General features: G+C 73.5%; 17 protein-coding genes. 12 read left to right on the top strand and 5 right to left on the bottom strand.

Annotated features, from left to right (window positions below):
• Positions 1–43 precede the first annotated feature (43 nt).
• The 6 genes from F1641_RS07130 to F1641_RS23005 all read left to right on the top strand — a co-directional run bounded on the left by F1641_RS07130 (position 44) and on the right by F1641_RS23005 (position 10,511).
• Entirely contained in the window at positions 44–1,405 is a 1,362-nt protein-coding gene (locus F1641_RS07130; RefSeq protein ID WP_194904000.1) for an extracellular solute-binding protein, read from the top strand.
• A 2-nt stretch (positions 1,406–1,407) separates the two neighbouring features.
• Positions 1,408–2,352, top strand: coding sequence for a carbohydrate ABC transporter permease (locus F1641_RS07125; RefSeq protein WP_194903998.1), 945 nt, complete (start codon positions 1,408–1,410; stop codon positions 2,350–2,352).
• Between the two features lie 86 nt (positions 2,353–2,438).
• A complete protein-coding gene (locus F1641_RS07120; protein WP_194904924.1) occupies positions 2,439–3,266 on the top strand; it encodes a carbohydrate ABC transporter permease in 828 nt (275 codons plus the stop codon).
• A gap of 139 nt (positions 3,267–3,405) precedes the next feature.
• Positions 3,406–6,621, top strand: coding sequence for a glycoside hydrolase family 38 C-terminal domain-containing protein (locus F1641_RS07115; protein WP_194903996.1), 3,216 nt, complete (start codon positions 3,406–3,408; stop codon positions 6,619–6,621).
• Entirely contained in the window at positions 6,618–7,925 is a 1,308-nt protein-coding gene (locus tag F1641_RS07110) for an AGE family epimerase/isomerase (RefSeq protein WP_206690721.1), read from the top strand. The genes F1641_RS07115 and F1641_RS07110 overlap by 4 nt, the downstream gene beginning before the upstream one ends.
• A 417-nt stretch (positions 7,926–8,342) precedes the next feature.
• Entirely contained in the window at positions 8,343–10,511 is a 2,169-nt protein-coding gene (locus tag F1641_RS23005; RefSeq protein ID WP_194903995.1) for a bifunctional diguanylate cyclase/phosphodiesterase, read from the top strand.
• Here the strand turns inward: F1641_RS23005 and F1641_RS07100 are convergent.
• Entirely contained in the window at positions 10,508–12,766 is a 2,259-nt protein-coding gene (locus F1641_RS07100; RefSeq protein WP_194903993.1) for a SpoIIE family protein phosphatase, read from the bottom strand. The genes F1641_RS23005 and F1641_RS07100 overlap by 4 nt on opposite strands.
• Positions 12,767–12,983: 217 nt before the next feature.
• On the opposite strand from F1641_RS07100, the gene F1641_RS07095 reads away from it, so the two are divergent.
• The 4 genes from F1641_RS07095 to F1641_RS07080 all read left to right on the top strand — a co-directional run bounded on the left by F1641_RS07095 (position 12,984) and on the right by F1641_RS07080 (position 15,843).
• Positions 12,984–13,700 carry a hypothetical protein gene (locus F1641_RS07095; RefSeq protein ID WP_194903992.1) on the top strand — a complete coding sequence of 239 codons (717 nt, stop codon included), beginning with the start codon at positions 12,984–12,986 and terminating at the stop codon, positions 13,698–13,700.
• A gap of 22 nt (positions 13,701–13,722) precedes the next feature.
• Entirely contained in the window at positions 13,723–14,409 is a 687-nt protein-coding gene (locus F1641_RS07090) for a hypothetical protein (protein WP_194903990.1), read from the top strand.
• The gene (locus tag F1641_RS07085) at positions 14,406–14,945 is read left to right on the top strand and encodes a signal peptidase I (RefSeq protein WP_194903988.1); all 540 of its coding nucleotides are present in this window, start codon (positions 14,406–14,408) and stop codon (positions 14,943–14,945) included. The genes F1641_RS07090 and F1641_RS07085 overlap by 4 nt, the downstream gene beginning before the upstream one ends.
• Positions 14,946–15,111: 166 nt before the next feature.
• Complete coding sequence (locus F1641_RS07080; protein ID WP_194903986.1) at positions 15,112–15,843, top strand: hypothetical protein; 732 nt, start codon at positions 15,112–15,114, stop codon at positions 15,841–15,843.
• A 185-nt stretch (positions 15,844–16,028) separates the two neighbouring features.
• Here F1641_RS07080 and F1641_RS07075 read toward each other — a convergent pair whose 3' ends face one another.
• The 3 genes from F1641_RS07075 to F1641_RS07065 form a co-directional block, all read right to left on the bottom strand.
• Positions 16,029–16,295 carry a hypothetical protein gene (locus F1641_RS07075; protein WP_194903985.1) on the bottom strand — a complete coding sequence of 89 codons (267 nt, stop codon included), beginning with the start codon at positions 16,293–16,295 and terminating at the stop codon, positions 16,029–16,031.
• 121 nt (positions 16,296–16,416) lie between these two features.
• Positions 16,417–17,826 carry an HNH endonuclease signature motif containing protein gene (locus tag F1641_RS07070; RefSeq protein WP_194903983.1) on the bottom strand — a complete coding sequence of 470 codons (1,410 nt, stop codon included), beginning with the start codon at positions 17,824–17,826 and terminating at the stop codon, positions 16,417–16,419.
• 17 nt (positions 17,827–17,843) lie between these two features.
• Positions 17,844–19,910: a bifunctional diguanylate cyclase/phosphodiesterase gene (locus F1641_RS07065; RefSeq protein ID WP_194903980.1), complete on the bottom strand. Its 2,067-nt coding sequence runs from the start codon at positions 19,908–19,910 to the stop codon at positions 17,844–17,846.
• A 1,492-nt stretch (positions 19,911–21,402) separates the two neighbouring features.
• Here F1641_RS07065 and F1641_RS07060 point away from each other — a divergent pair.
• Both F1641_RS07060 and F1641_RS07055 read left to right on the top strand, forming a co-directional pair.
• Complete coding sequence (locus tag F1641_RS07060; RefSeq protein ID WP_194903978.1) at positions 21,403–24,117, top strand: cell wall-binding repeat-containing protein; 2,715 nt, start codon at positions 21,403–21,405, stop codon at positions 24,115–24,117.
• Positions 24,118–24,425: 308 nt separating this feature from the next.
• Entirely contained in the window at positions 24,426–24,977 is a 552-nt protein-coding gene (locus F1641_RS07055; protein WP_194903977.1) for a DUF6919 domain-containing protein, read from the top strand.
• A 203-nt stretch (positions 24,978–25,180) separates the two neighbouring features.
• Here F1641_RS07055 and F1641_RS07050 read toward each other — a convergent pair whose 3' ends face one another.
• Positions 25,181–26,119 (bottom strand): tyrosine-type recombinase/integrase, encoded by a 939-nt coding sequence (locus F1641_RS07050; protein WP_194903975.1) that lies wholly within the window; start codon positions 26,117–26,119, stop codon positions 25,181–25,183.
• Positions 26,120–26,204: the final 85 nt, after the last annotated feature.

Genomic DNA, 26,204 nt, shown 5'->3' with positions numbered 1-26,204 from the left:
ACGAGTCGCCGGAGACTCGTCGAGTGAGCGAAGGGGCCACCCCATGCAGCGCACGCGCTTCGCGGGCATCGCAGCAGCAGCAGCCGTCACCCTGTCCCTGGCGGGCTGCGGCTCGTCCGGCGGTTCCGAGGGCGGTGACGACGCCAAGACGATCTCCGTGGTCTACCAGAAGACCGCGAGCTTCACGCAGCTCGACGACGTCCTCACCAAGGCGAAGTCCGAGTACGAGGCCGCCAACCCGGGCATGACCGTCGAGCTCAAGCCCGTCGAGTCCGAGGCCGACCAGTACTTCACCAAGCTGGCCCTGATGAACAAGTCGGAGGACACCGCTCCCGACGTCATCTACGAGGACAGCTTCCAGGTGCGCTCCGACGCCGCCGCCGGCTACCTGGCCCCCCTGGACGACCAGCTCTCCGGCTGGTCCGACTGGAGCCAGTTCGACGACACGGCCAAGCAGGCCGGCCTCGGCGACGACGGCAAGACCTACGGCGTGAGCCTCGGCACGGACACCCGCGCCCTCTACTACAACAAGACCCTGTTCCAGCAGGCCGGCCTGCCCACCGACTGGCAGCCGAAGACCTGGGACGACGTCCTCGCCGCCGCCCGCACCATCAAGGCGCAGGTCCCCGACGTCACGCCGCTGAACATCTACGGCTCGAAGGCGTCCGGCGAGGCCACCTCCATGCAGGGCTTCGAGATGCTGATGTACGGCACCGACGACGAGCTGTACGACACGAGCAGCAAGAAGTGGGAGACCGGCACCAAGGGCTTCTCCGACTCCCTGGGCTTCTACCAGTCGGTGTTCTCCGAGGGCCTCGGTCCGAGCCAGGACCTCGCGCTCGACTCCACCCTGGGCAGCCAGGTCAGCACCACCCTCATCCCGCAGGGCAAGATCGCCATCGCGATCGACGGCTCCTGGCTGCCGGGCCAGTGGCTCAGCGGCGACAACGCCTGGCCCGAGTGGCAGCAGACCATGGGCATGGTCCCCATGCCGACGCAGACCGGGCAGGCCCCCGGCTCCACCTCCATGTCCGGTGGCTGGCTGCTCTCCGTGGGCCAGCACGCCGCTGACAAGCAGGCCGCGTTCGACTTCGTCAGCACCGCGCTGAGCAAGGAGAACGCCCTCAAGTACGGCACCGAGGCCAGCCAGATCGCCGTCCGCAAGGACGTCGCCACGGACCCGGAGTACCTGAGCTACAACCCCTCCTTCGAGTTCTTCTCCTCGCTGGTGCCGGTCACGCACTTCCGCCCGGCCACGCCGGACTACTCGCAGATCTCCAGCAACATCCAGGTCGCGGTGGAGTCGGTCGTCACCGGCAGCGCCACGCCCGCCGAGGCTGCGAAGACCTACGACGAGGCCCTCGAGGGCATCGTCGGCCCGGACAACGTCCAGGCCGCGAGCTGACCATGGCCACGCTCGAGCTCGACGGCTCGACCTCCCGGGGGCGGGTGCCCGACACCCGCCCCCGGGGCACGGCGAAGGAGGCGGCTCGCACCGCGGGCCGCCTCCTGCCGCTGACGCCGGCGATCGCCCTCATGGGCGTCTTCCTCGCCGGCCCCATCGGCTACGCCCTGTACGGGTCGCTGACCAACGCGGCGCTGTCCGGGTACCGGGCGGCGAACCCCGAGTTCGTCGGGATCGACAACTACACCCGGCTGCTCACCAGCGGCGACTTCTGGCACGCCGCCTGGCTGACGCTGCTGTTCGTCGGCCTGTCCGCGGTCGTCGGCCAGAACGTGCTGGGCATGTTCCTGGCGGTGGTGCAGAACCACGCGCCCAAGCCGGTCGCCAACGTCGTCGGCGCCCTGGTCGTCGGCGCGTGGGTGATGCCGGAGATCGTGGCGGCGTTCGCGCTGTACGCGTTCTTCGCCAGCGACGGCACCCTGAACGCCGGCCTCGAGGCCGTCGGGCTGGCCCCGGCCAGCTGGCTGATCGACACCCCGATGCTCGCGGTGATCCTGGCCAACGTGTGGCGCGGCACCGCGTTCTCGATGCTGGTGTTCAACGCCGCCCTCGCCGAGGTGCCGCCGGAGATCGGCGAGGCCGCCCAGATCGACGGCGCCACCGCCCTCCAGCGCTTCTTCCGCATCACGCTGCCGATGGTGCGCCGCGCCATCTCCACCAACATGATGCTGACCACGCTGCAGACGCTCGGCACGTTCACGCTGATCTTCGTGATGACGTCCGGCGGCCCGGGCAACCGCAGCACCACGCTGCCCGTCCTGGCCTTCCAGGAGGCGTTCAAGCTCGCCCAGATCGGCTACGGCACCGCCATCGCCGTCGTGACCCTCGCGGTGGGTGCGCTGTTCGCCGTCCTGTACGTCCGCGTGCTGAAGCCGGAGGTCGACTGACCATGAGCGCCACCGTCCCCGTCGCGCCCGCCGCGCCGCAGCCGCCCGTCCCGGTGGTCGCCAAGCGCCGCCGGCCGCCGCTGCAGATGGCGTCCCCGAAGAAGCGCGGCACCGCCACCGCCGCCAGCGCCTCGCTGGTGCTCGTCGGCGTCGTGTTCTTCGTGCCGCTGGCCTGGCTGCTGCTGGCCGCGGTCGACCCGTCGGCCACCGTCGCGATCGGCATCCCCGAGTCGCTGACGCTGGACAACTTCACCACCGTGCTCACGCCGGACCTCACGTTCCGCCCGCTGTGGAACTCGGTGCTGCTCTCGGGCGGCACGGCCCTGCTGACGGTGGCCGTCGCGACGCTCGCGGCGTACCCGCTGAGCCGCTACCAGATGCGGTGGAACAAGTCGTTCCTCTACACCGTGCTGTTCGCGAGCTGCCTGCCGATCACCGCGGTGATGGTGCCGGTGTACGCCCTGTTCGTCTCGCTGGGCCTGCTCGACAACGTGCCCGGCGCGATCTTCTTCCTCGCCGCCACGAGCCTGCCCATGGCGATCTGGATGATGAAGAACTTCGTCGACAGCGTGCCGATCTCCCTGGAGGAGGCGGCCTGGGTCGACGGCGCGAGCGCCATGCAGGCGCTGGCCCGCGTGGTGGTCCCGCTGATGCGCCCGGGCCTGGCGGTGGTCTTCATCTTCGTGTTCACGCAGACGTGGGGGAACTTCTTCGTGCCCTTCGTGCTGCTGCTCGACCCCGACAAGCAGCCCGCCGCGGTGAGCATCTACAACTTCTTCGGCGTCAACGGCGCGGTGGCCTACGGCCAGCTCGCGGCGTTCTCCCTGATCTACACGCTCCCCGTGCTGGCGCTGTACCTCCTCGTCCAGCGCGTCTCGGGCGGCTTCGCCCTCGCCGGCGGTGTGAAGGGCTGACGCGGAGCCCCGGCGCCCTCGGAGCCCCCGAGGCGCCGGACGCTCAGCCCCACCGCCCCACCCGCCGCGCACGGCCGGCAGCGCCCCTGCCGGCCGTGCGCGCCCCACTCCTCCCCGCAGCCACAGGAAGGCCCTCACCGTGCACGACGACTCCCACCTGGTGGAGATGCGGGTCGAGCGCTTCGTCCGCGAGCGCCTCGTCCCCGCCCTCCACCGCCGTCGCCACCCGCTGTCGGTGACCCGCTGGGAGGCACCGGGTGAGCCGGTGCCCTTCGCGCACGCCGCGGCCCAGGACTTCGCCCCGTTCGCCATCGGCCCGAACGGCACGCCGTGGGGCCCGCCGTGGGGGACCACCTGGTTCCGCCTGACCGGCGCGGTGCCGGCCGGCTTCGGCGAGGACCCCCGTGTGCGCGTGGAGGTCGACGTCGACCTGGGCTACCTCGCGGTGCAGCCCGGCTTCCAGTGCGAGGCCACGGCGTACCGCCCCGACGGCTCCGTGGTGAAGGGCCTGCACCCGCGCAACCGCTACCTGCCGCTGGCGCAGGTGGGGGGCGCCGACGCGATCGACGTGCTGCTCGAGGCCTCCTCCAACCCCGACGTCTCGGGCGCGTCCGGCGGGCACGACTGGTACTTCGAGCCGACGCAGCTCGGCACCAGGGAGGGCGCCGGCAGCGACCCGGTCTACCGGATGCGCGCGGCCGACGTCGTCGAGCTGGACCTCGACGTGTACGACCTCACCCGCGACGTCGCCGTGCTGCGCGGGCTGCTGGAGCAGCTGCCGCAGGCCACGAGCCGCCGCGCGAGCGTGCTGCGCGCGCTGGAGGACATGGTCGACGCGGTGGACCCGGACGACGTGTCCGGCACCGCCGCCGCGGGCCGCGCCGCGCTGGCCCCGGCGCTGGCCGCCCAGGCCGACGCGACCGCGCACCGCACCGTGGCCGTGGGCCACGCGCACATCGACTCGGCGTGGCTGTGGCCGACGCGCGAGACCGCGCGCAAGTGCACCCGCACCTTCTCCAACGTGCTCAGCCTCATGGACGAGCACGACGACTTCACCTTCGCCTGCTCCTCCGCGCAGCAGTACGCGTGGGTGAAGGAGCACCAGCCCGAGCTGTTCGAGCGGATCAAGAAGCGCGTCGCCGAGGGCCGGTTCGTGCCGGTGGGCGGCATGTGGGTCGAGTCCGACACCAACCTGCCCGGCGGCGAGGCCCTGGCCCGCCAGTTCGTGGCCGGCAAGCGGTTCTTCTCCGAGGAGTTCGGCGTCGAGCCGGCCGACGTGTGGCTGCCCGACTCCTTCGGCTACACCGCCGCGATGCCGCAGATCGCGCGCCTGGCCGGGGCCCGGTACTTCCTCACCCAGAAGCCGAGCTGGAACGAGACCAACCGCATCCCCCACCACACCTTCTGGTGGGAGGGCATCGACGGGTCCCGCGTGTACACGCACTTCCCGCCGGCCGACAACTACAACTCCGAGGTGTCGGCGGAGGACCTGGCCCGCGCCGAGCGGCAGTACGCCGAGAAGGGCCGCGCCAACACCTCGCTGCTGCTGTTCGGCTACGGCGACGGCGGTGGCGGCCCCACCCGCGAGATGATCGAGACCACGGCGCGCACCCGGAGCCTGGAGGGCTCCCCGCGCGTCGAGCTCGGCCACCCGCACGAGTTCTTCGCAGACGCCGAGGCCGAGTACCCCCAGCCCCCGGTGTGGAGCGGGGAGATGTACCTCGAGTTCCACCGCGGCACGTACACCTCGCAGGCGCGCACCAAGCGCGGCAACCGCCGCAGCGAGCACCTGCTGCGCGAGGCCGAGCTCTGGGCGACCGCCGCCGCGGTGCAGACCGGTGGCGCCTACGCCTACCCGTACGAGCAGCTCGAGCGCATCTGGCGCACCGTGCTGCTGCAGCAGTTCCACGACATCCTCCCGGGCACCTCCATCGCGTGGGTGCACCGCGAGGCCGAGGCGAACTACGAGCGCATCGCCGTCGAGCTGGAGGTCGTGGTCGCCGAGGCGGTCGCGGCGCTGGCCGGCACCACCCCCGCCGAGGTCACCGCCGGTGCGCACGGCGCCGCGGCGCAGGCCGACGGGTCGGGCTCGCAGGTGCTGCGCTTCAACGCCGCGCCGCACACCCGCGGCGGGGCCCCGGCGCTCGGCGCCGCGGTCGTGGCCGCCGGTGCCGGCGCCCAGGGCGCCGCGCCGGTAACCGCCGAGCGCACCGCCGAGGGGATCGTGCTCGACAACGGGCTGGTCCGCGTGGTGGTCGACGCCGAGGGCACGCTGTCCTCGGTCCGCGACCTCACCGCGGCCGGCGGGGCGGGCCGCGAGGTCCTGGCCCCCGGGGCCCGCGGCGCGCTGCTCACCCTGCACCGCGACACCCCCACCCAGTGGGACGCCTGGGACGTGGACGTCCACTACCAGCGCCACACCACGGAGCTGCTCGAGGCGGGCTCGGTCGAGCTCGTCGAGGGCGCGGCCACTGGCGGGGGCCGCGCCGCGGTGCGCGTCACCCGCAGCTTCGGCTCCAGCAGCCTCACCCAGCTGCTCGTGCTCGAGGCCGGCAGCCGCACCGTCGGCGTCGAGCTCGACGTCGACTGGCACGAGCGCCAGAAGATGCTGAAGCTCGCCTGGCCCGTCGACGTGCACGCCGACCGCGCCGCCAGCGAGATCCAGTTCGGCCACGTGATGCGCGCGACGCACACCAACACCAGCTGGGACGCCGCCCGCTTCGAGACCTGCGCGCACCGCTGGGTGCACGTGGCCGAGGCCGGCTACGGCACCGCCGTGGTCAACGACTCCACCTACGGCCACGACATCGGCCGCGCGACCCGCGAGGACGGCGGCACCACCACCACGGTCCGCATGTCGCTGCTGCGCGCGCCGGTCTACCCCGACCCCGACGCCGACCAGGGCGCGCACCGCCTGCGCGTCGGTCTCGTCGTGGGGGCCGACGTCGCCGACGCCGTCCGCGAGGGCTACCGGATGAACCTGCCGGTGCGCGAGGTGGCCACCTCCGCCGGCAGCGCCACCCGCGAGCTCGCCCCCGTCGTCGAGGTCCTCAACGCCGACGGCGCGCCCTCGACCGGCGTCGTCGTGGAGGCCGTGAAGATGGCCGAGGACCGCAGCGGCGACGTCGTGGTCCGCCTGTACGAGGCCCTCGGCGGCCGGGCCGCGGCCCGCGTCGTCGCCGGGTTCGCGCACGGCGCGGTCACCGAGGTCGACCTCCTGGAGCGCGCCGTCGAGGAGCCCCGCGCCCTCGTGGCGCAGGCACCGGGACAGGATGGCGCCGTGTCCTCGACGACCGAGCTGGCCCTGCGGCCCTTCCAGATCGTGACCCTGCGCCTCTCCCGGAGCGCCCTGTGACCGGTGCGACCGGGGCGCAGCAGCTGCCGGGCTGGCTCGGCCAGGCCACGCACCGCGCGTGGCTCGACGAGCACTGCCGCGACCTGCTCGCCTTCGGGCAGCTCTTCCCCGCCGAGGGCGGGGGAGCGGCGTGGCTCGACGACGAGGGCGACCCCGACACCAGCCGCGGCGTGCACTGCTGGATCACCGCGCGCATGGCGCACGTGTACGCGCTGGGCCACCTCATGGGCGTGCCCGGCGCCGGCCCCCTGGCCGACGAGGCCCTCGCCGGCCTCCTGCCCGGCGGCGTGCTGCACGACGACGAGCACGGCGGCTGGTTCGCCGCGGTCGACGAGGACGGCTCCCCGGACGGGGTCAAGGCCTCCTACGCCCACGCGTTCGTGGTGCTGGCCGCCTCGACCGCGACGGCGGCGGGGCGCCCCGGCGCGGCCGAGCTGTTCGCGCAGGCGCTGGACGTCTACGAGCAGCGGTTCTGGGACGAGGAGGCGGGCATGCCCGTCGACACCTGGAACGCCGACTTCACCGAGCTCGACGGCTACCGCGGCATCAACGGCGCGATGCACTCCACCGAGGCGCTGCTCGCCGCGGCCGACGTCCTCACCGACGTCGTGGGTGACCCCGCGGCGGCGGCGGTGTGGCGCGGCCGGGCCCTGGGGATCTTCGCCCGGGTCGCCGGGTGGGCCCGCGGCAACGGCTGGCGCATCCCGGAGCACTTCGACGCCACCTGGACCGCCGACCTCGAGTACAACGCCGACAAGAAGGCCGACCCCTTCAAGCCCTACGGCGCGACGATCGGCCACGGCCTGGAGTGGGCCCGCCTGATGCTGCACGCCGAGGCCGCCGCGCGCGCCGCCGGAGAGGAGCCCCCCGCGGGGCTGCTGGAGGCCTCCGAGGCGCTGTTCGCCACCGCCGTGGCCGACGGGTGGGACGTCGACGGGGCGCCCGGCTTCGTCTACACGACCGACTGGTCGGGCACCCCCGTGGTCCGCGACCGCATGCACTGGGTGCCCGCGGAGGCCACGGCCGTCGCGGCGGCGCTCGCGCTGCGCACCGCGGACGTCGAGGACGGGCGCGCCGAGGGCTACGCCGCGCAGTACGCGCTGTGGTGGGACCACATCGCCGACGTGGTCATCGACCACGAGAACGGCTCGTGGCACCACCAGCTCGACCCGAAGAACCGTCCCATCGGCACCGTCTGGCCCGGCAAGGCCGACCTGTACCACGCGGTGCAGGCCACCCTGGTGCCGCGCCTGCCGCTCGAGCCCTCGTTCGCGACGGCGGTCCGCCGGGGCCTGCTCCGCTGACACCGGCGCACCGCGGCTGACACCCCCGGCGCCACCCCACGAGGTGGCGTCGGGGGTGTCTCCCGTCCTGGGGACAGTGGTGGCGGCAAGGCCCTCAGGAGCGCGGGCCCGCGGTCGATGTGCACTCCGTGACCGCCGCGACGCACCGCCACCGCGGTGCCCCCGCGACCGGGGCGGCGGTGGCCCGGGGAGCTCGCCGTGCTCATCCGCCTCGGCTGCGACGCGGCGCAGGGCAGGCTGCTGGCGCCTCCTGCGGCCGCTGGTCGCCCGCTGGCCGCAGCACCTCCGGCGCACCGGGCAGCGCACGCTGACACCACCCCCTGACACCACCCGCACGGGTGGTGTCTGCCGAGGGGAAGACGCCCCGTGCGCAGCAGTCGTTCTCAAGCGGCCAGGGCGGTGGCCGATGTAGATCTTGTGAGCCGGTCGACCCCCCGCGAGCCCGTGTGGCTGCCGTCCGGGTCGACCCTCCCGCAGCCCGCCTGGGAGGCGCGCCACCGCTGGCTGACGCTCCTGCTGTGGGGCTCCCTCGCCGCGACGGCCGTGCTCACCGCGGCGATGGAGCACCCCTGGTACGCGGACCCGGCGCTCGCGGGGGCCGGCTACGCCGTCCTCGCGGTGGTCGCCGCAGCAGCCAGCCTCCCGCTCGGCGGGCTCAGCCCCCGGACGTCGCGGCGGGTGCGCTCCTGCGCCACCGCCTGCGGCCTGATGGCGGTCGCTGCCGTGGCGGTCGCCCTGTTCGGCGGCGCCCCCGAGGCCCACTTCCTCTTCTTCATCTTCATCCCGCTGGTGGCCCTGTACGAGACGTGGCTGCCGTTCCTGGTCGCCATCGCCCTGGTCGTGCTCGAGCACGGGGTCGTCGGCATGCTGGTCCCCGCCGCCGTGTTCGGCTGGCAGACCGAGCAGGCGCTCCAGCACACCGGTGTCTGGCACTCGGCGGCCGTGCACGGGCTCCTGTTCGGCCTGGCCTGCGCCGCCTCGATGATCGCCTGGCGGGGCGCCGAGGCCGCCCGCACCGAGGCCGCGGCCGTCGTCGGCGAGCTCCAGCGCCAGACCCGGCGCGACGAGCTCACGGGCTTGGCCAACCGCACCGGGCTCGCCGAGGGGCTCGACCTCGTGCTGCGCCACCCGACCACCGGCCCCGACCTGCTGGCCACGCTGGGAGCGGCGGCGCTCGTGCCCTCCGGCGCGTCGGCCTCCGGCGTCCCGGGCGCCCTCGGGCTGCTGGGGGCACCCGGCGCCGACCTCGACGACGCCGAGGAGGGCGTCGAGTCGATGCCGGTCGCCGTCGTCGTCATGGACCTCAACCGCTTCAAGGAGGTCAACGACACCCTCGGCCACTCCGCCGGTGACCAGCTGCTGCGCAGCGTCGCCACCACCATGCGGTCGGTGGTCGACGGGGTCGGCCTGCTGGCCCGCCTCGGCGGTGACGAGTTCGCGCTGCTGCTCCCGGGCGCCGACGGCCAGTCGGGGACGGCGATCGCCGAGCTGCTGCGCCAGCAGCTGCGCGAGGGCGCGCAGGTGGCCGGGGTCGACCTGGACCTCGACCTGTCCGCGGGCGTCGCGGTGCACCCCGGCGGCGAGCTGCTCGACGCCGCCGGACGCGCCCGCGTCGCCGAGGACCTGCTGCGCCACGCCGACATCGCCATGTACGTGGCCAAGGAGTCCGGCGGCGGCGCCACCGAGTTCGACCCGGCGCTGGACCACCACAGCACCGCCCGCCTGGAGATCACCCGCGACCTGCGGATCGCCGTCGAGCGCGACGACGAGCTGCTGCTGCACTTCCAGCCGAAGGTCGGCGCGCACGACGGGCGCCTGGTGGGCGTCGAGGCCCTGGTGCGCTGGCAGCACCCGGTGCGCGGGTTCATGCCCCCCAGCGAGTTCATCCCCGTGCTGGAGCGCACCGACCTCGTCCACGCCTTCACCGACAAGGTGCTGGAGCTCGGCCTGGACCAGGCGCGGGCGTGGCTCGAGGACGGCTACGACGTGCCGGTCGCCGTCAACGTCTCCCCGCGCTGCCTGACGCACCCGGGCTTCGTCGCCTCGGTGGCCCAGATGCTCGCCCGCCGGTCGCTGCCCGCGCACCTGCTGCGCGTCGAGATCACCGAGGACGCCCTCGTGGCCGACCCGGAGGCCGCGGCCAGCGTCATTACCGAGCTGCGCTCGATGGGGGTCAGCACCTCCATCGACGACTTCGGCACCGGCTACTCCTCGCTGTCGTACCTGCGGCGCCTGCCCGTCGACGAGGTCAAGCTCGACCGGGCCTTCGTCACCGGCCTCGGGCTGGTCGCCGGCTCGGTCAAGGACGGCCCCTCCCAGGCCGTCGGTGACGAGGTGCTGGTCAGCTCGATCATCGACCTGGCCCACCGGCTCGACATGAAGGTCGTGGCCGAGGGCGTCGAGCACCCGCACGAGCTGCTCGCGCTGGTCTCGATGGGCTGCGACGTGACGCAGGGGTACCTGCACGGGCGTCCCGCGCCCGCGGCGGCGCTGCCCCTGCCGCTGCTGCTGACCACCCGGCTCGACGGCGAGCCCACCGCCGGTGCTCCTGCCGGGCCCGCGGCCGGCGCGCTGAGCCCGGCCTAGGCCTCCGGCGGAGCCGAGCGCAGCGCCAGCAGCGCGACGTCGTCCTCCGAGCCGGCGCCGACGCGGGCGAGCAGCTCATCGCATAGGGCCCCGGGCGCCAGGTGGCGCAGCTCGCGCACCTGCGAGGCCAGCCACTGCATGCCCTCCACCAGCGACGCGTCGCGACGCTCCACCAGGCCGTCGGTGTAGACCAGCAGCACAGCTCCGGGCTCCAGCACCAGCGAGTGGTCCTGCCGGGGGATGCCGGCGGCCAGGCCGATCAGCAGGTCGGGCTCGGTCTCGAGGAACTCCGCGGTGCCGTCGGCGTGCAGCAGCAGCGGCGGCGGGTGACCCGCGTTCGACCAGCGCAGCAGCCGCTCCCCGCGCTCGGCGAGCTCCGCGGGCTGCTCGACGACCGCCAGCAGCACCGTGGCCATCGCGCCGACGGCGAGGCCCTCGACGGCGGCGTCGAGGCGGGAGAGCACCTGGGCGGGGTGCGCGCCGCTGGAGTAGGCGATGCCCCGCAGCAGGTTGCGCATCTGCGCCATCGCGGCGGCGGCCTCGCGGTCGTGGCCGGTGACGTCACCGACGACGACGCTGGTGGCGCCCCCGTCCAGCTGGAAGGCGTCGTACCAGTCGCCACCGACCTGGGCCTCCGCGGCGGCCGGCACGTAGCGCACCGCCACGTCGAGGCCGGCGGGCTCGGGCGGGCTGGTGAGGAGGCTGCGCTGCAGCGTCTCGGAGAAGCGGCGGACGGCGGCGTTGGCGGCCTCCTCGGCGTCGCGGGCGCGGATGCGCTCGAGCGCCTGCGCCGTCAGCGCCGCGAAGGCCCCCAGCAGCTGCTGCTCGGGGCGGGTCCACTCGTGGGGCTCGTCCAGCCCCACCGAGAGCGAGCCGATGACGTCGGCGCCGCGCCGCAGGGGCACGGCGGCCGACGCGCGCGTGTTGGCCTGCTCGTACAGGGCGCGCGTGGTGCCGCCCTGCTCCGGGAAGAGCGCGACGGCGTCGTCGGCGTCGCCGAAGAAGTGCTCCCGGCCGGTGGTGGCGGCGTCGACCATCGGCAGGGGGAAGTCGAGGGGGAGGTCGGACACCTCCGAGCGGACCTGCGCGTCGAAGAACGACGTCGTGTACGAGCGCAGGCCCCCACCCTCGCGCAGGGTCAGCACCGTGCCGCGGGCCCCGAGCAGCCCGACCCCGCCGCCGGTGACGACGGCGAGCACCTCCTCGACGTCGTTCGCGAGCTCCAGGGACGACGCGAGCGCCACGAGGGTGCCCTGCTGCGCCGCCCACCGCTGCGCGCTGCGCCGGGCGGAGACCTCGGCGGCCCGCGCCCAGATCCGCCGCAGGGCCTGAGCGACGAGGCTCGCGAAGGTCTCCACGAGGCGCTCGTCGGCGGGGCGCCAGGCGCGGGGGCCGGCGACGGTGACGGACAGGGAGCCGAAGACGCCGTCGGGCGAGGTCATCGGGACGGTGGCCAGGGCCTGGACGCCGGCGGCCGCCCACAGCGCCTCGCCGGCCGGGAACTCCGCGGCGCCGGCGGCGCGGTCGGCGTAGAAGTAGGAGCGGCCCGACAGCAGCGTCTCGACGGCCGGGACGGCGGTCTCGACGGGGAGGTCGGCCAGCTGGGCGACCACCTCGGCGGGCGCCTCGAACGTCACCCGGCCGCGCACCCGCCGCGGGGGCAGCTGGTCGTCGGCGGCGATGACGAAGGCGACGCCGTTCGCGCCGAGCAGGGAGCGGGCCGCGCCGTCGACCACCGCGGCCACGGCGTCCTCGTCCTCGGCCTCTCCCAGGGCCCGCGCCACGTCGACCAGGGCCGCGGTGCGCTCGGTGTCCTGCACGGCCTGGCGCTGCGCGCTGCGCACGTCGGTGACGTCGGCGTTGGTGCCCAGCATCCGCACGGCGCGGCCGGCGGCGTCGACGAGCACCTGGCCGCGGGCGTAGACGATCCGCTCGGTGCCGTCGGGGTGCACCACCCGGAACTCGGCCTCGAGGTTGCCGCGGGTGTCGATGGCCCGTGCCAGCGCCTCGCCGATGGCGGGCTGGTCGTCGGGGTGGATGGTGCGGTTGATGTCGGAGACGAGGCCGGTCAGGGGCATGTCGGTCTGGCCGTACATGACCCGGCTGCGGGCGTCCCAGACGAGCGAGTCGTCGGTGAGGTCCCAGTCCCACAGGCCCAGCTGCGCGGCCTCGGTGGCCACCTGCAGGCGCGCCTGGGCCAGGTCGTGGCCGGCGGCGAGCGCCGCGGAGCCCTCAGGACTCCCCGTGGTCTGCACCCCCCCAGTATCGGGGACGGAGCCCACCGCGCGAGGCCCACCAGGATCTTCCTGGTCACGCGGCGTGACAGGAGTGTCATGGGCAGGTGATGGTGACGTCACCGGTGGGAGGGGGACCGGTCGCCCGCGACGTGCTGCGCGCAGGGGCGCCACCGGCCGATGGGAGAGGAGCCGCCCGGGCTCGGGCGGCGCTCGCGCTCACCGGGGGTGGTCGGTCGTGGTCCGTCCAGCAGCTCAGCACGTCGGCCCGCACCCGCCCAGGCACGCCCGCGACCCCTGGCCGTCCGGACGGCGCGGCCCGCGCACCGGCCAGCCCAGCAGCCAGCCCAGCGGCTCCCACCGGGGGGCGTGCCCCCGGACCCTCGACCGGACCCGCGACCGCTGGCGCCGGCCGCTGGCGGCGCTGGTGGCCGCGGGCGGGGTGGGGCTGCTGAGCACCGGCGCGTACGCCTCCTGGCAGGCCACGGCCTCGGCGTCCACCGCCTCCCTCGACGCCGCCACCACCTCCCTGGAGGCGATCGACGCCAGCGGCGGCCGCCTGTCGGTGGCCGTCGCCGACCTGCTCCCCGGTGACTGGCTGCACCGCTACGTCGACGTCAGGAACGGCGGCTCCGGCGCCGCCGCGACGGCGCTGACCGCCTCGGCCACCGGCCCGCTGAGCGCCGGCCTGCTGGTGAGCGCCTCCGCCTGCTCGGTGGCCTGGGACACCACCGTTGGCACCTGCGGCGGGACGACGACGGCGCTGGGCAGCGGCCCCCTCACCGGCACCGTGACCACCGGCACCAGCAGCATCCCCGCCGGTGGGGTGCAGCACGTGCGCTACCGGCTGGAGCTGGCCTCGACCGCCCCGCAGTCGCTGATGGGGACCACGGCGACGGTCACCGTCTCGGCCAGCACGACCCTCGTCGGCGGTCGTGAGCGCACCGCGGGCTGACCCGCACGGACATCGGGGGTCTGTGCGTCACACCCCCGGGCGTCACACCCCCGGGCGTCACACCCCCGGGCGCCGCACCCCCGGGCGCCGCGCCTCCGTGCTGGTGCTGGTGGCGGCGCTCGTCGGCGCCACCGCCGGCTCCCTCGCGGGGGCGGTGGCCGGAGCGGGACCCGCCGCCGCGGCCTGGGGCGCGGCGGCCTCCCGCCCCGCCGCCCAGCTGAGGAGCGCCGACGTGGGGGTGGGCTTCGAGGTCCGGTCGGGCTCGGGCTCGGGCTCGGGCTCGGGCTCGGGCTCCGGCTCCGGGGCGACGACCGCGGCGCAGGCGAGCCCGTACGCCGTCGGGCCGGCGCTCGCGGCAGGACCGGTGCTGGTCGACGTCGTCAGCAGCTCCAGCGTCTCCGCGCGCACCACCCTCGTGGTGACCACCGGCGGCGTCCTCGGCGCGGAGGTGCGCGTGCACAGCTGCGCGGTGCCCTGGACGGGGGCGGCCGGCACCGCCACCTGCTCGGCCCCCGGCGGGGCCGTGGCGGTGGCGTCCTCCCCGCCGCTGACCGTGCTCTCCGGAGCGTCGGCGAGCTGGTCGGTGGACCTGCCCGCCCGGGGGCGCCAGTTCCTGCGCCTGACGCGGGGCGTCACCGTCGTCGGCGCCACCTCGCTCACCGCGACCGCCAGCCCCCTCGGGGGCGGCAAGGACAGGACCCTCGGATGACCGCTCGTCGCTCCGCCCGCACCGCTGCGCACCCCCTGGCCGCCGCGCTCCGCACGGGGCTGCTGCTGACCGCCCTGGCCCTCCTGGTGGTGGCGCACCTGGCGGGCGTGCGCGCCGTCCCCGTGCTCACCGGCTCGATGACGCCCTACGCACCCGCGGGCTCGCTGGTGCTCACCGCTCCGGTGGGCGGGGCCGAGGTGGCGGTGGGCGACGTCGTCGCGTTCGTGCCCCCGGCGCCCTACCGCGGCGACCGGCCGGTGATGCACCGCGTCGCGAGCACGAGCACCACCGCGCAGGGACGGGCGATGACCACCCGCGGCGACGCGAACGCCCATGACGACCCCTGGACCGTCGCCCTCGACGGCGCCGACCTGGGCCGCGCCGTCGCGGTGGTGCCGCTGCTGGGGCACCTGGCGGTGGCCGGTCCCGCCGCGGTGCTCTCGCTGCTCGCCGGTGCCGCGGCCCTCGCGGTGGCCCTGCGGCTGCTGCGGCGGCCGGGGTGCGCCTGCGCCCTCCGCCGCGCCGCCTCTGGGTGACCCCTCGCCCGGCGTGACCTCCCGCCCGTGGTGGTCCCACGGCCCGTCCCTGATCACGGACGTCGCACCCCCTTCACGGGCGGCGCTCGCATGGCTACGGTCGGTGCACGGCGTCGACGGTGACGCCCCAGCTCCACAGAGCTCCGTCGAGCACAGGGTGGGTGTCATGAGGACCAGGAGCACCAGGCGGCTGCTCGCCGCCGCAGCCGTGGCGGCCTTCGCCGCGGTCGGTCTGCCGGCGACGGCACAGGCGGCGGAGGGCGACAAGAACGACAGGATCGTGGAGCAGTGGTACGTCGACGTGCTGCAGCGCCCCGCGAACCAGACCCAGGCGCAGTCGGGCCGGCAGTTCTGGACCGACCGCCTCAACGCCGGCGACACCCGCCTGCGCATCCTGGAGTCGATCGAGAGCTCGGCGGAGTTCGCCGACAACACCGTGGGCGGCTACTACGAGGAGTACCTCGGCAGGCCCGCGAACGACCGCGGCGCCGACTACTGGAAGAACGGCGTCCGCGCCGACATGGAGCCGGAGTGGGTCGAGCAGAACATCCTCGCGTCGGCGGAGTACGCCGGCCGATCCGGCCAGAACCCCGTGGACGAGTGGTACTCCGACATCCTGGGCCGCCAGGGGTCGAACTCCGCGAACTCCGGCGAGGAGGAGTACTGGACCGGTCGGGCCAAGGCCGTCGGCCCCCTCGCCGCGGTGCGGGAGATCTGGTACTCGGGTGAGGCTGTCGACCGCCGCGTTCGCTCGGCCTACTACGACCTGCTGGGTCGCGAGCAGGTGAGCCTGCAGGAGGTCGACTACTGGTACAACACCGCGGTCGACGGGCGGCTGGCGTTCCGCAACCAGATTGCCACCTCGGACGAGTACGCGGCGCGCGCCCAGACGCGGTGATGCCCTGACGCGCTGAGCAGGACGACGACGGCGGCCCGCCCCCACCCGGGGACGGGCCGCTGTCGTCGGGGTGCGCCTCCGGCTCGTCAGCGCGGGGGCATCAGCGCAGAGCCATCAGCGCGGAGCCATCAGCGCGGAGCCATCAGCGCGGAGCCATCAGCTCGTGACCGTCAGTCCGGGCTCCGTCAGCGGGCGTGCGAGCAGGCGTCCGGCCACACGGCGGCGCGGACGCGCTGCACCCACGCGGGCAGCTGCGACCGGGAGGCCAGCGAGCCCAGCGAGCCGCCCACGGCGCTGCGCACACCCAGGGGCGCCCGGCCCACCGGGATCGCGGGCGACGTGGCAGCGGCCCAGGTCTCGTGCCACCAGTGCGCCGGGTCGAGCGAGCGCTCGTCGGCGGCGGGGCCGGCGGTGCGCTCGTGCACGGCCACAGCGGACGGGTCCAGGCTCATGCTCCTGGTCTCGGCGCGGGCGGCGCCGGGCTTGACCCGGCCCGGTCCTGGGGCACCCGGATGCTGCAGCAGGGCTCGCCGGGCTCAGCCGGGCTCGCCGGGCTCCGCTGCCGGATCGGTGTCATGCGGCCTCATCCGCGTCGTCGGGGCTCCCTCGCGTTGGGCGGCGCAGGTCGGCGGCGAACGACCGCGTCTCGGTGATCCGCTGGTGCAGCGAGTTGCGCACCGGTGTGCGCTCGCGGTCGACCCAGGGCGGCGGCACGAACCACGGCACGGCGTCGCGCACGGTGATCGTCCAGTGGCCCAGGTGGATCTCGGTGCGGTGCCGGGAGCACAGCAGCACCAGGTTCGAGAGCTCGGTGGCCCCTCCCTGGCTCCAGAAGACGACGTGGTGCGCCTCGCACCAGGTGGCCGGGGCGCCGCACCCGGGGAAGGCGCACCCGCCGTCGCGAGCGGCCAGCGCCCGCCGCTGCGCGCGGTTGGCCAGGCGACCGACCGACTCCATGCGGACGACCGCGCCCCGGCGGTCGAGCACGACCCTGTCGACCACCGCGTCGCACGCGTGCCGCTGCAGGGCCGTGGGGGAGAGCGGGGTGGCGTCGTGGGTGGTGGTCGCACCGCCCGCACCGGGCTCGTCGGCCAGCTGGGCCTCGGTGGCGACCACCACGAGCCGCCCCACCTCGTGCTCGGCGCCGCCGTCGTGGCCCTGCGCGCGGCGGAACACCTCGGTGAAGGCGTCGGCGCGGCGCTGCGTGGTGGTGCGCTCGTCGGGTGCGTCCGCGCCGGGCCCGTCGGGGTCCGGGCGGGTGGGGGCTGACAGCGCGCCCAGCAGCGCGGTCACCGGAGCCGCCTCGGCCTGGGGCAGGGACGCGCGGACCTGCGTCATGCCGAACGCGTCGACGTGCCAGCTGCACTGCCGGCGCTCGAACGACGCGGCGGGCGGCTCGGGCCAGTCGTCACCGTCCAGGCCGCCGGGCCCACCGGTCAGTGCGCGCCGCAGGTGCTTGGCGAGCGTGTCGGCGTCGCTGGGGCAGAACTCGCGCGCCTTCTCGGTCAGGTGCTCGTCGACATCCTCGCGCCGCTCCTCGAGCACGCGCTGCGGCACGCGCGGGAGCAGCTTCACGGCGACGTCGACGTGGGCCCGTGACACCTCTCCCTCCGCCAGCGCCGCACCCAGCCCGCGGAGCGCGCCCCGGTCGGGGTCGGTGGCCCGTGCAGCGGCCACCAGCCTGGAGGCGTCTCCGCTGCCCAGCAGCGCAGCCCTCTCGAGCCACGCCTTGGTCTGCGTGCTCTCCGCCTTGCGGCGCTGGGGCCGCTCGTGCTCGACGAGCATCCGCACCACGTGCAGCGCCGCCGCTGCGACAGCCGCCTCGGCCCGGTGCAGCGCGAGGTAGGCGCCCTGCAGCTCGGCGAGCGACAGCGACGCCCCGCTGCTCGCCAGCAGCGACGCCGCCGCCTCGGCGATCAGCGCGGGAGCGCACAGCACGGGGTGCGTCGGCACTGCCCCGCCCAGCACCCCGGCATCGATCACGTGTACGAACCTAGCGATCACCACCGACACCCGCTCGCCCCGCCGCCGCCCCTGTGGACGGCCGGCGGGACGCCTCTCGAGGAGGCCGGCTCGACCCACCGGGGTGCGTCCGCGGGGGGCTCCACAGACGTCCGCTCCCGCCACCACGCGGCCAGCTCGTCGGCCGGCATCGGCGCCGCGAACACGTACCCCTGCACCTCGTCGCAGCCCAGCCGCACCAGGTGCTCCAGCGTCTCGGCGTCCTCGACGCCCTCGGCCACCACCGTCATCTCCAGCGCGTGGGCCAGCTGCACGCTGCTGGCCACGATGGTGCGCGCCCGGGCGTCGACCAGCAGGTCGCCGGTGAAGGAGGCGTCGAGCTTGAGCTCGTCGACCGCGAGGTTCCGCAGCCGGGCCAGCGACGAGAACCCGGTGCCGAAGTCGTCGATGCTCACCCGCACCCCCGACGCCCGCAGCGCGCCCACCACGGCGCTGGAGCGCTCCGGGTCCTTCAGCAGCACCGACTCGGTCACCTCCAGCACCACGGCGTCCGCCCCCACGCCGTGCTCCGCCAGCAGCGCGCGCACGCGGCTGGGCAGCTCGACGTCGTGCAGGGCGCTCGCGGGGAGGTTGAGCGCCAGGCGCACCCGCAGCCCCTGGGCGCGCCACGCCGCCTGCTGCTCCACGCCGGCGCGCAGCACCTCGTCGGTGAGGGGGCCCATGAGGCCATGGGCCTCGGCCAGGTCGAGGAACCGCGCCGGTGCGAGCAGCCCGAGCGAGGGGTGCGGCCAGCGCACCAGCGCCTCGGCCCCGGCCGGGTACCCGGTGGCCGCGCAGACCTGCGGCTGGTGGTGCAGCACGAGTTGGCGCGCGGCCAGCGCCGCGCGGAGGTCGGCCACGAGGGCGAGCTGCTGGGCGGGGTCGTCGTGGTGCACCGGGTCGTGCGAGACCCAGCCGCTGCCCGTGCGCTTGGCGTCGTACATGGCGGTGTCCGCGGCCCGGAGGAGCCGGCCCGCCGCGTCCGCCGCTGCCTCCGACGCCGACGGGTAGGTCCCGCCGCCCTCGAGGCTGCCGCCGTCGCCGTCGTCGGGCCTGCCCACGGTCTGCCACGTGGAGGTGCCCACGCTCGCGCCGAGCGGCACCGAGATGCCGTGCAGGGACACCGGACGCCCCAGCGCGCGCGCCAGGTCGCTCCCCAGGCGCGCCGCCCGCGCGCGCGGTGACGGCGCGGGTGCCACCACCACGAACTCGTCGCCGCCGAGGCGCCCGGCCACCTCGCCGGGCTGCAGGACGCTGCCGATCCTGGCGGCCGCGGCCTGGAGCAGGGCGTCGCCCACGGCGTGGCCGAGGGAGTCGTTGACCTCCTTGAAGTGGTCGAGGTCCACCACCGCCACCACCAGGGGCTGCTCGGCGGTGATCGCCCGCTCCAGCGCGGCGAGGGTGCCGCGGCGGTTGGGCAGGCCGGTCAGCTCGTCGACCAGCGACGCGCTGCGGTTGGAGATCAGCGCCAGCAGCTCGCGCACGTCGAGGAGTAGCCGCGCCACGGCCCCCGCCGTCGCCAGTGCGGCGAGGGCGGCGACCGTCGTCATCCCCTGCACCAGGGCGACGGCGACGACGGGCAGCCCCAGCGCGACCAGGACGTACGAGGTGATGCTGCTGATCGCGACGTCCTGGCGGTCAGCGGGGCGGGTGACCTCTGGGAGGGCGGCGCAGACGGCGATCGCCAGCAGCCACGGCGCGCGGACCAGCGCCCCCCACGGGATGCGGGGCACGGCGTCCGCCAGCACCGCGGCGCTGACGGCCAGGCAGACCACGAGGGCGGCGACCATCAGCGCCGGTCGCGGGTCGCCGCGGCGCAGGGCGCCCCGCGTGGTCACCAGCAGGGCCGTCACGGCGACGGCGGACCCCGCCATCGACACGAGCAGGTGAGACCCCGGGCCCCAGGTGCCCCACTCGGGGTGGGGGCCGAGGCGCATCACCACCAGCGCGCCGGTGGTGAGCAGCACGACGCCGCAGAGCGTGCTCAGCACGTGGTCGGGGTCGAGGCCGCTGCCCTCGACCGCGGGGCGGGTCCAGCGGATGATGCCGAGGTAGGTCAGCGTCACCGTTACGACCATCGCCGCGCACGTCAGCGCCGTGGTCACCGGCTCCGGGACGCCCGCGAGCGTCGTGACCGAGTACACGACGACGGCGCCGGCGCTGACCCACAGCGAGAGGCCGAGCTTGCTCCACAGCTGGTGCTCGGCGCGCGCGGCGCAGGCGCCAGCGGACCAGCAGGCCGGTGCAGAGCAGCAGCGCCAGGTACGCGAGCAGCGCGGCGCCGGTCCCCGCCTCGCCGGGGAGCAGCGGCCCCAGGACGACGGCGGCGGCAGCCCCCGCCGCGGCGAGCAGCACCGGGCGGGGTGCCGTCGCGGTGGTGGGGGAGGTGCGGGTCGTGCCGGTCCACCGCCGCAGACCGGCGGCGACCGGGTCTGGGGACGACCGCGTCATCCGACTGCCCTCCTCCTGGTCACCGGCGTGGTCACCCGGCGGCCCGGACCTGCTCGTGAGCCGGGGGCCAGGGGCGCTGGGTGGTGTGTTCCTGATCATCCTGCCGCCGGGGGTGGTGGGAGACGAGGTCGCAGGACGACGCCGAGGCGGGGCGGATGGCCATCGCGGGGGAGTGCGGACGGCGTCCTCCTGGCGACGGTGGCCTGTGGACGCACGAGCACACGCGGAGGCGTTCTGCGCGGACGCGGCCTGCGGTGGTGTCGCGCGACGTGACGCGGGTCGGACGCGGGGGTGCTCGTACTCCTCCTCTCGCGCACGCGCGAGGGGCCGGGCTGGCCGGCCGGCGTGTCTGCCGGGGGCGCCCAGCTCGTGACCAGCACGAACGCCGGAGGCTGTGTCCGCAGCGCCTCGTCAGGGGTCTGGGGAGGTGCTCGCGGACCGGCAGGGACCACCTCGTGTCTCCCTGACGGGGGCGCGTCGGTGCTCGCACCAGAGGCGCGGCGCGTGTTGCAGAGCGTGACGACGACGGCGGCGGGCTGAGAGTCCCCTCCGAGTTGTCACGCAGCGCGACTGATCCGCTACAGCTGCGCGGCGCGTCGCGGGGTGCCTGAAATCGGCGCGCCGCAGGTCAGGGGCTTTCGCGTGTCGCCCTTGTCCGACTTTGGTACGGAATTCGCCCTGCTGGGACTCGTGGTGCAGTCGTTAGCGGGAGAGTTTCTGGTGGCGATTGGGGCGTGTCGCGCGACATGGCGTGTCGCGATCGGGCACTGTTCCTTTACGCCGAACGGGGGGGCTCGCCCACCAGCTCGGCGCGAGGGGCTCACGCACGAACCTCGGATGCACGACGCGCCGGAACCACAAAGATGTTGTTCTGACGTTTCCGCTGGTCAGCGGGCTCTGGCGAGCTGTCGCGACACGCCGACACGCGCCATGTTTGGAAATCCCACAGTCGGGGCAGCGGCCCGGGTAACTTCTTCCATGTCGTCACCGAGAGGTGAGGAAGAAACACAGTCCGTAATGTCCGGATCCGCCGGACGGCGGATCTGGAAGGCCCGGAACCCCGGGTCCTCCCGACCCGGGGACCTGCGTCCCCACACCGTTCACTCCATGGAGGACATTCACATGTCTGCTCGCAACATGGCGAAGCGCACCGCTGCTGGGACGCTCGCACTCGCCGTCTGCCTCGGTGGTGGCGCCCTCGCCCTCGCCGGTGCCGCTCAGGCCGACGCCAACTTCAAGTTCGACAGCCGCATCGCCGGTGACGACCGCTACGAGACCGCGATCGCCGCGTCGAAGGCCGCCTTCCCGACCGACGGCAAGACCGAGAACGTCGTTCTCGTCAACGGCTTCGCCACGGTCGACGGCCTCACCGCTTCGTACCTCGCCGGTGTCGCCAACGCCCCGATCCTCTACGTGAGCGACAAGGGCGCGGACGCCAAGACGCAGGCCGAGATCAAGCGCCTGGGCGTCAAGAACGTCTGGCTGGTCGGTGGCACCACCGTCATCCCGCAGTCCGTCGAGGACGCGATCAAGGTCGACTACAAGGTCACCCGCATCAACGGCTCGGACCGCTACGAGACCGCCAAGCTCATCGCTGAGGCTGGCGCCAAGATCTCCGGCAAGCAGCCCTCCAAGGTCTTCGTGGCCTCGGGCACCTCCTTCGCCGACGCCCTCGCCGTCTCCCCGGTCGCCTACGCCAAGGGCTACGCGATCGCGCTGACCGAGAAGGACTCCACCTCGGGCTACACCAAGGACGAGCTCAAGGCGATCGGCGCCGACACCAAGATCCTCGTCGGCGGCACCGCCGTCGTGTCCGACTCGGTCAAGTCCGACCTGGGCGTCTCCACCCGCGTGGCCGGCGACGACCGCGCCGTGACCGCCAACCTGGTCGCTGACTGGGCCAAGAAGTCCGAGGGCTTCAACCCGGCTCAGGCCGCCCTCGTCGGTGGCACCAACGGCAACGGGGCTGACTCCCTGGTCGCCTCTGCGGTGCTGGGCAAGTCCCTGACCACCCTGCACTTCGCGGGCTGGGACGCCACCAACGTGTACCTGAAGGACCACGCTGCTGAGCTGACCGGCAAGGGCGTCGTCTTCGGTGGCAAGGCCGCCGTGAACGACGACCAGGTCGCCAAGGCCCAGTCCGCTGCTCAGTCCGTCGCGGCTGCGACCGGCATGATCGTCACGGCCATCCCGTCTGGTAGCAGCACGACCTTCTCGTACGCCGACCCGGTGACTGCGGCCGCTAAGAAGGCCACCACCAAGAGCACCGACAAGTTCGTCGTTAGCGGTTCCTCCGCTACGCAGGGCGCCTTTGTTGCGTCTCTGCAGGTCGGTGGCACTGTCTCGATCGTGGCCGGTTCTGACGGCAACACGACCTACTCGTACACCTCGCTCGCCAGCTCTGGCTACATGACCGGTCTGGTCGGTGCGTTTGCCCTTAGCTCTTCCCACACACTGACGGTCGTCGAGCCCATCACGGGTACTCCCCTGCCCTTCGCGGGTACTACCGCTGGCGCGCCGGCTTGGGACTACACCAGTGGCGGCACGTCGTTTATCAACTACACCGTGGATGGGCAGAGTGTCTCGAAGGGCATTTTCGAGGGTGCGCTGAGCCTCGGTGACACGGTGACTGTCTCGGGTACGGGTGCCGACCTCAGCCACATCCGCACTGTCGCCCTGACGAGCGGCAGCGCAACCGGCACCATCGCGGCGGTCACGATGAGCAGCACCTCGGGTAGCACTGGTGTCCTGACCAGCTTCACCATCAAGACGGCTGCGGGCGCTACCTTCACGCAGGCTGTCACGCCCGGCTCTGGCGACACCTACTCCCTTGACGGCACTTCTGTCGCACAGGCTGCTTTCATCGGTAGCGGCAACCTGGGTAGCAGCACGGCTAGCCCGGTTTCGGTCGGCGACCAGATCACGTACTCCCAGGCGGGGGGCGTGCAGAAGTTCGCCCTCGTGAACTCCGCTCCGGCGAAGATCTCCGGAGTCGTTGCTAAGACTGTCGGGGCGAACAGCACCGACTCGTCCGGTGTCGCTTGGTGGGGCACGAACAGCGCCCAGGGTTACGTCGCCTACTCGGGCGTTACCCGGTTCGTCATCGACGGAACCATCGCCTCCTCGTCCGACTTCCAGGCCGCTGTGAACCCGGGTGATCTGGTCACCTACCAGGCTGCCGACGTGACGACCAACACCGCCGCGACGCTGACCCTCACGAGCAAGCCGCTCACGGGTACGGTCGCTGCCGGTAGCTCGTCGGCTCACACCGTTAGCATCCAGGACGCCGACGGGAACCAGATCTCGGCTACGAACCTTTCGTACAGCAACGCGTCGAACTCGACCAGTGTCTTCGGTGCTGGTACCAGCACCGTTTACACCATCGACGGCACCACGAGCACGCTGGCGCAGTTTGACGCCATGGTGGGCCGCATCTCCTCCGGCGCTCGCACGGGCACGGTCCAGGTGAGCATCAACAACGGTGTCGTGACATGGTCGCTTGCGACCACTGTGTTCTCGGCCGCTCCGAGCATCAGCTCCGCGTCCAGCGCACACACGACCACCATCACTCTCAACTTCAACAAGCCGGTTACGAATGCCTCCCCGGCGAACGCCGACTGGACTGTGACTGGTGCCACCCTGGCCAGCACCGCTCCGGCTTGGTCGAACAACAACACCACCCTGACTCTGACCGTTACGACGGCGACGACGGCTGGTGCGGCCATCACCGTGGCTCCTGCTTCGGCAACGGCGGCTGCTGCCTACGTCGACACCTACGGGACGGCGCTTGGGACCAGCTCGATCACCTTCACTGTCAGCTGATCAACTAGGAGACAGCAGAACGGGCCGGGACCTTAGGGTCCCGGCCCGTTCTGCTTTCTAGGAGCCAGTCGGGAGTCCAACTCAAGCGGCGCGAGCAGAAAGTAGAGCAGCGTGGTCGCCGCCGGGCGTCGTGGCGTCTCGCTAACCACCCGTCATCAATTAAGCACCGTCATTCGCACCGGCCCCGGTTGCTACCAGACCACAGAACGGACAGCTTTCCCCTAGGTAGGGCTACGACGATTGAGCTTCGAAGTAACCACGTGCTCCTCCACAGTCGCCCACTGACGTGCTGTGACACCGTGGTTGCCATGGGCATCACCTGGGACCGGCGCCAGTGGCGCGACGCCGACTCCCTCGCCGCCATCGGGGAGCTCACCGCGCGGTGGCTGGAGGGCACGCTTGCCTACCAGCCCGAGGACTTCGCCACCCAGCCCGCCCCCGAAACGCGCCCGCTGGTGCCCGTCCTGGCCCCTCTCAACCGCGCGGGGTACGTGACGACGAACTCCCAGCCCGGGGTCGCCCTGCGGGCCGGGTCGGGGCAGCGGGCGTTCGTGACCGGCTACTGCGACGAGCTGTCGCTGCGGCGCCCGGAGAGGGCCGTGCGGGACACCGACCTGGTGCTACTGGCGTTCCGCCCCTACGACGGAGGGGGCGAGCCCGTCGTCGTGACGATGCGGGACGGCGAGGAGGCGACGTGGCTGGGGCGACCGGTGTCGGCTGACTACATCCGCCACGCGTGGGACCAAGACGTGGCCCCCGCCGGTGTCTCAGCCCTGCTGGCGGCCTTGCAGTTCCAGCTGTTCGACCCGGAGTGGGGGCGCAAGGAGCTGCTGTGGCGACGGTTGAGGCACTTGTACTAGCCCGCATCGCGTACGGCTCCGAGGTAGGGATTGTCGGGTCCCGGTCCGTCGTGCGGCCCCGCGCGGCTCAGCGCCAGGGCGGAACCGAGTTGACGGTCAGCGTGGTCATCACCGAGCGCGCCGAGTGCTGCGGCTGGGGGCAGCGCGACAGTTGCCGCCGTCGAGCTCATCGCCCCCGGTCACCTCTCCACGCGTCGGGCGACCTACCCGAAGGCTCTCGTGACGCCTTCCTGTAGGTCGTCCTGGACGAGGTGGAGGTAGATGCTCGTGGTCGTCATCGAGGCGTGTCCCAGCAGCTTCTGGATGTGGGAGATGCCCAGCCCGCGTCGCAGCAGGTAGGTGGCGTACGTGTGGCGCCACCGGTGCGGCAGGTGCGGTCCGGCGACCCCGGCCATCTCCCCGTAGCGCTGTACCACCCGCTCGAGGGTCTTGCCGTTGGTGGCGCCCCGGTGCGGGCCTTGCAGTAGAGAGCGGGGGTTGGCGAAGAGCCGGTCCGACTCCGGTAGGTAGCGGCGGACCTCGGTGAGGTACCACGTCATGACCTCGACGTAGACCGGTGGCAGAGGGACCGTTCGCAACTTGTTGCCCTTTCCGAGCACGCTCAGGCGGGTGCGTTCGATCTCCAGGTCGGATAGGCGCAGGGTCGTCAGCTCCGTGCGGCGGATGCCGGTGTAGCGCAGCGTGGACAGCACGGCGTAGTCGAACTGCTCTCGTCGATTGCCGTCCTGGGCGGTGGCCCTGGCCGCTTCGGTGATGGCCTCGGCCTCATCGGCGGTGTAGTCCTGCCGCGCCACGGGAAGCGCGCGGGGTGGGCGGACGTGGTCCAGCGGGGAGCGGCCGGTGAACCCGAGGGTGGACAGCCACCGGTAGTAGGCGTGGAGGGCGTACCACTGGAGCTGCTGGCTGGAGGCGCTGAGGCCGCGGGCGTCTTCGTGGTTGAGCCATCCCCGCAGCTGGACGGGGCTGATCTCACCGGCGATGGCGTCGGGGGGCAGGTGGGTGAGGATGCGGTGGGCGTAGGTGACGTAGTTGTGCACTGTCGTGGGCCGGAGCCGCTCGAAGCTGAGGAGGAAGTTGGCGAAGTCGTTGATGGCCTCCCCGAGTAGATGGGTGGGGTGTAGATGCGCTCGGTCAGCGACCACCCGTCAGAGCCGAACTCAACTCGAACCCAAAGCCGCTGTGGTGCCTGGAGCGGGCCCGGTGACCGGGGGAGGTCTGCAGGAAACG

Source organism: Quadrisphaera sp. INWT6 (genome assembly GCF_015390235.1).
Lineage (GTDB): Bacteria > Actinomycetota > Actinomycetes > Actinomycetales > Quadrisphaeraceae > Quadrisphaera.
Note: the sequence above shows the minus strand (reverse complement) of the source record. Positions and strands in the feature narration are given on the sequence as shown.

What these genes read in the sequence shown, in the direction of transcription:
- F1641_RS07125 (WP_194903998.1), top strand. Translation starts at nt 1,408, where the DNA reads ATGGCCACGCTCGAGCTCGACGGCTCGACCTCCCGGGGGCGGGTGCCC.
- F1641_RS07120 (WP_194904924.1), top strand. Translation starts at nt 2,439, where the DNA reads ATGGCGTCCCCGAAGAAGCGCGGCACCGCCACCGCCGCCAGCGCCTCG.
- F1641_RS07075 (WP_194903985.1), bottom strand. Translation starts at nt 16,295, where the DNA reads ATGAGCCTGGACCCGTCCGCTGTGGCCGTGCACGAGCGCACCGCCGGC.
- F1641_RS07060 (WP_194903978.1), top strand. Translation starts at nt 21,403, where the DNA reads ATGGAGGACATTCACATGTCTGCTCGCAACATGGCGAAGCGCACCGCT.
- F1641_RS07080 (WP_194903986.1), top strand. Translation starts at nt 15,112, where the DNA reads ATGAGGACCAGGAGCACCAGGCGGCTGCTCGCCGCCGCAGCCGTGGCG.
- F1641_RS07085 (WP_194903988.1), top strand. Translation starts at nt 14,406, where the DNA reads ATGACCGCTCGTCGCTCCGCCCGCACCGCTGCGCACCCCCTGGCCGCC.
- F1641_RS07130 (WP_194904000.1), top strand. Translation starts at nt 44, where the DNA reads ATGCAGCGCACGCGCTTCGCGGGCATCGCAGCAGCAGCAGCCGTCACC.
- F1641_RS07055 (WP_194903977.1), top strand. Translation starts at nt 24,426, where the DNA reads ATGGGCATCACCTGGGACCGGCGCCAGTGGCGCGACGCCGACTCCCTC.